This window comes from Nocardioides sp. (assembly GCF_004803405.1).
GTDB classification, from domain to species: domain Bacteria; phylum Actinomycetota; class Actinomycetes; order Propionibacteriales; family Nocardioidaceae; genus Nocardioides; species Nocardioides vastitatis.
Genome location: NZ_SSXI01000276.1, coordinates 1 through 4,694 on the forward strand (window position 1 = coordinate 1; position 4,694 = coordinate 4,694).

Annotated in this window: 2 protein-coding genes and 2 pseudogenes; 3 read left to right on the plus strand and 1 reads right to left on the minus strand. The window is 73.5% G+C overall.

Annotated elements, in window-relative coordinates:
* Window positions 1-576: IclR family transcriptional regulator (locus E7Z54_RS19620; RefSeq protein ID WP_136436410.1), on the minus strand; the 576-nt coding region annotated here is incomplete at its 3' end.
* A 100-nt stretch (window positions 577-676) separates the two neighbouring features.
* Here E7Z54_RS19620 and hutH point away from each other — a divergent pair.
* From hutH to E7Z54_RS19635, 3 genes and pseudogenes are all read left to right on the plus strand, one after another.
* A pseudogene (hutH, locus tag E7Z54_RS19625) lies at window positions 677-2,189 on the plus strand (histidine ammonia-lyase).
* A gap of 11 nt (window positions 2,190-2,200) precedes the next feature.
* Window positions 2,201-3,844: pseudogene (gene hutU / locus E7Z54_RS19630) on the plus strand (urocanate hydratase); the annotation flags it as partial.
* On the plus strand, window positions 3,841-4,694 hold an 854-nt coding region (locus tag E7Z54_RS19635), incomplete at its 3' end, for an allantoate amidohydrolase (RefSeq protein ID WP_240769797.1). The pseudogene hutU and the gene E7Z54_RS19635, both read left to right, overlap by 4 nt.

A 4,694-nucleotide genomic window follows, 5' to 3' on the forward strand; every position in this document is an offset into this window, starting at 1 on the left:
GGCCTCCCGCGCGTGCCCGCGCTGGCGGGTCTCGGCGAGCACGGCGCGCAGCGCCGTCGGGCTCTGCGGTCCGACGCCGGTGCGGTCCACGAACACGGTGCGGTCGGGGTAGAGCGCGCGGACCTGGCTGCTGGAGAGGTGCGCCAGGATCGCCCGGCCGCTCGCCGTCAGGTGGGCGGGGAGGCGGACACCGACGTCGGTCACCAGCGGAGGTCGCCCGGGCGCGCGCTCCTCGACGACGTAGAGCACGTCCCGCCCGTGCAGCACCGCCAGGTGCGCGCTGTGCCCGGTGCGGTCCACCAGCTGGGCCAGGGGGCGGCGGGCGATCCGCTGCAGTGGACCCTGCCGCGTGTAGCCGGTGCCGACCTCGAACGCCGCGATGCCCAGGCCGTAGCGGCGCTCATCGGCGAGGTGGACCACGAATCCCTCCGCGATCATCGCGTTGACCAGGTGGTAGGCCGTGCTCCGCGGCAGCTCGCACGCCTGCATGATCCGCTCCAGCGGGACGGGGTCGGCCTGGGTCGCGAGGAATCGCAGCACCCGGAGCGCCCGGGTCGCGGCCGGCACCTGGCTCATCCGCCGAGGATCGCACGCCCAGCGCGGTATGTCTCGTATTCGAGACAGCACTCGACTGAGTCCCGTAGCGCCGGGAGGCCGCGCGAGGTCGAATGGAGCCATGGCAGACGAGCCCCAGATCACCGTCGGAACCGGACCGCTCACCTTCGACGAGGTGGTCGCCGTCGCCCGGCACGACATCGGGGTGCGGCTCTCGGACGAGGCGCTGGAGGCGATCGACCGGGCGCGCGAGGTGATCGACCACCTCGCGGCCTCGCCGAGGCCCGCCTACGGAGTCTCGACCGGGTTCGGGGCGCTCGCGACGCGCCACATCGCGCCCGAGCTGCGCGCCCAGCTCCAGCGCTCCCTGGTCCGCTCCCATGCGGCCGGCTCGGGCACCGAGGTGGAGCGCGAGGTGGTGCGGGCACTGATGCTGCTGCGCCTCTCGACCCTCGCCACCGGCCACACCGGCGTACGACGGGAGACCGCCCAGCTGCTCGCGGACCTGATCGACCGGGGCCTGACCCCGATCGTCCACGAGTACGGCTCCCTCGGGTGCTCCGGCGACCTGGCGCCCCTCGCGCACTGCGCGCTCGCGCTGATGGGGGAGGGCGAGGTGCGGACCGCCGAGGGCGAGCTGCAGCCTGCCGAGTGGGCGCTTCGCCGGGCGGGGCTGAAGCCGGTCCAGCTCGCGGAGAAGGAGGGGCTCGCGCTCATCAACGGCACCGACGGCATGCTCGGCATGCTCGTCCTGGCGCTCCACGACCTGCGGGTGTTGCTGCAGACCGCTGACATCGCGGCCGCGATGTCGGTCGAGGGTCAGCTGGCCACCGACCGGGTCTTCGCGCCCGAGCTGATGGCGCTGCGCCCGCATCCCGGGCAGGCCGACTCCGCACACAACCTGGTCGCCCTGCTCGCGGACTCCGGCGTGGTCGCCTCCCATCGTGGGCCGGACTGCAACCGCGTGCAGGACGCCTACTCGCTGCGATGCTCGCCGCAGGTGCACGGCGCCGCCCGCGACACGCTCGAGCACGCGGCGAGCGTCGCGGACCGCGAGCTGTCCTCGGCGATCGACAACCCCGTCGTCCTTCCCGACGACGGACGGGTCGAGTCCAACGGGANCGATCGCGGCCGCCGACGTGGCGAGCGTCAGCGAGCGTCGTACCGACCGGTTCCTGGACGCCAACCGCAGCCACGGCCTCCCGCCCTTCCTCGCGCACGACCCCGGCGTCGACAGCGGCCACATGATCGCCCAGTACACGCAAGCTGGGATCGTCTCGGAGATGAAGCGGCTCGCGGTCCCGGCCTCGGTCGACTCCATCCCCTCCAGCGCCATGCAGGAGGACCACGTCTCGATGGGCTGGAACGCCGCCCGCAAGCTGCGCCGCTCCGTGGACGGACTGGCGCGGGTGCTCGCCGTGGAGGTGCTGACGGCTGCCCGGGCGCTGGATCTCCGGGCCCCGCTCGACCCGTCGCCCGCGACCGGTGCCGTCGTACGACTGCTCCGGGACGCCGGGATCGAGGGCCCCGGTCCGGACCGCCACCTGGCGCCGGAGATCGAGAGAACGCTCAACCTGGTGCGGGACGGCTCCGTGGTGGCCGCCGCCGAGTCGATGATCGGAGAGCTGCGATGAGGGAAGTGCGCGCGCCGCGCGGCACCGAGCTGAGTGCACGGTCCTGGCAGACCGAGGCGCCGCTGCGGATGCTGATGAACAACCTGGATCCCGAGGTGGCCGAGAACCCGGCGGAGCTCGTGGTCTACGGCGGCACCGGCAAGGCCGCCCGCAGCTGGGAGGCGTACGACGCTCTCGTGCGATCCCTGCGCGACCTGGGTGACGACGAGACGCTCCTGGTGCAGTCCGGCAAGCCGGTCGGGATCATGCGGACCAACCCCTGGGCGCCGCGGGTCCTGATCGCCAACTCCAACCTGGTCGGCGACTGGGCGAACTGGGAGGAGTTCCGCCGGCTCGAGGACCTCGGGCTGACGATGTACGGCCAGATGACCGCCGGCTCGTGGATCTACATCGGCACGCAGGGCATCCTCCAGGGCACCTTCGAGACGTTCGCCGCGGTGGCGGACCAGCGGTTCGGCGGCACGCTGGCGGGTACCATCACGCTGACCGCGGGCCTCGGCGGCATGGGCGGCGCCCAGCCGCTCGCGGTCACCATGAACGACGGCGTCGCGATCTGCATCGAGTGCGACCCCTCGCGGATCGAGCGGCGGATCGCGCACCGCTACCTGGATGTCCAGGCGGACTCGCTCGACCACGCCCTGGAGCTCGCCGTCGCGGCCCGCGACGAGCGGCGGCCGCTGTCGATCGGCGTGCTGGGCAACGCCGCGGAGCTGGTGCCCGCGCTGCTCGAGCGGGGCGCCCCGATCGACATCGTGACCGACCAGACCTCCGCCCACGACCCGCTCTACTACCTGCCGATCGGGGTGCCGTTCGAGGAGTGGGCGGCGCGGCGCGAGGCGGAACCGGCCGGCTTCACCAAGGAGGCCCAGGCGTCGATGGCGGCGCACGTGCGCGCGATGGTGGAGTTCAAGGACCGCGGCGCGGAGGTGTTCGACTACGGCAACTCGATCCGGGACGAGGCGCGCAAGGGCGGCTACGACCGGGCGTTCGAGTTCCCCGGCTTCGTGCCGGCCTACATCCGGCCGCTGTTCTGCGAGGGCAAGGGACCCTTCCGGTGGGCCGCGCTGTCGGGCGACCCCGCCGACATCGCCGCCACCGACCGCGCGATCCTCGAGCTGTTCCCGGAGAACGAGCGGCTGCGGAAGTGGATCACCATGGCCTCGGAGCGGGTGGCCTACCAGGGCCTGCCGGCCCGGATCTGCTGGCTCGGGTACGGCGAGCGGCACCTGGCCGGGTTGAGGTTCAACGAGATGGTGGCCTCCGGCGAGCTGAAGGCCCCCGTGGTGATCGGCCGTGACCACCTCGACTGCGGCTCCGTCGCCTCGCCCTACCGGGAGACCGAGGCGATGGCGGACGGATCGGACGCGATCGCGGACTGGCCGCTGCTCAACGCGCTGGTCAACACCGCGTCCGGCGCCACCTGGGTGTCGATCCACCACGGCGGCGGCGTCGGCATGGGTCGCTCGATCCACGCCGGTCAGGTGGTGGTCGCCGACGGCACGCCACTGGCGGCCGAGAAAATCGAGCGGGTGCTGACCAACGACCCCGGCATGGGCGTGGTCCGTCACGTGGACGCCGGCTACGAGCGCGCCGAGGAGGTCGCCGCGGAGCGCGGAGTGCGGATCCCGATGTCGCGCGACCAGGGTCCGCGATGACCGCACCGGCCGACTTCGAGCGGATGTGGCGCGACCTCGCGCCGATCGGCCGGTCGCCGGTGTCGGGCGGGTACTTCCGGCAGCCGTGGACCGCCGCCGAGCTCGAGCTGCGGAGCTGGTTCCGTGAGCAGGCGGGCGCACGCGACCTGATCGTGGAGGAGGACCCGTTCGGCAACCTGGTGGCCTGGTGGCGGCCCGTTGCGCCGGGGGAGGAGGGCGCGCAGCGACCGTCGCGAGACCCAAGCCCCGTCCTCACCGGCTCCCATCTCGACTCCGTCCTCGACGGCGGCGCGTACGACGGCCCGCTCGGCGTCGTCTCCGCGCTGGCCGCGGTCGACCTGATGCGCGAGCGCGGTGTCCGGCCCGCTCGCCGGCTGGGCATCGCCGCGTTCGTCGAGGAGGAGGGCTCGCGCTTCGGCCGGGCCTGCCTGGGCTCGCGGCTCGCCGTCGGTGCCACCTCGTGGGCCGACGCCCGCGAGCTGACCGACCCCGCCGGCGTACGGCTGGGCGACCTCGTCGAAGGCGGCGACCCGACCGGCTGGCTCTCCGGGGTGGACTGCTACCTCGAGCTTCACGTCGAGCAGGGCCGTGGACTGATCGACCACGACGCGCCGGTGGGCGCGGCGAGCGGGATCTGGCCGCACGGCCGCTGGCGACTCGACATCACAGGCCGAGCCGACCACGCCGGCACCACGCGGATGCGCGACCGCGCGGACCCGATGCTGACCTACGCGGCCACCGCCCTCGCGGCGAACGAGGCGGCCCGGGGGTCGGGCCAGCGGGCCACGTTCGGGCGCGTGGAGGTGCGTCCGAACGGCACCAATGCGGTGCCATCGGCGGTCACCGCCTG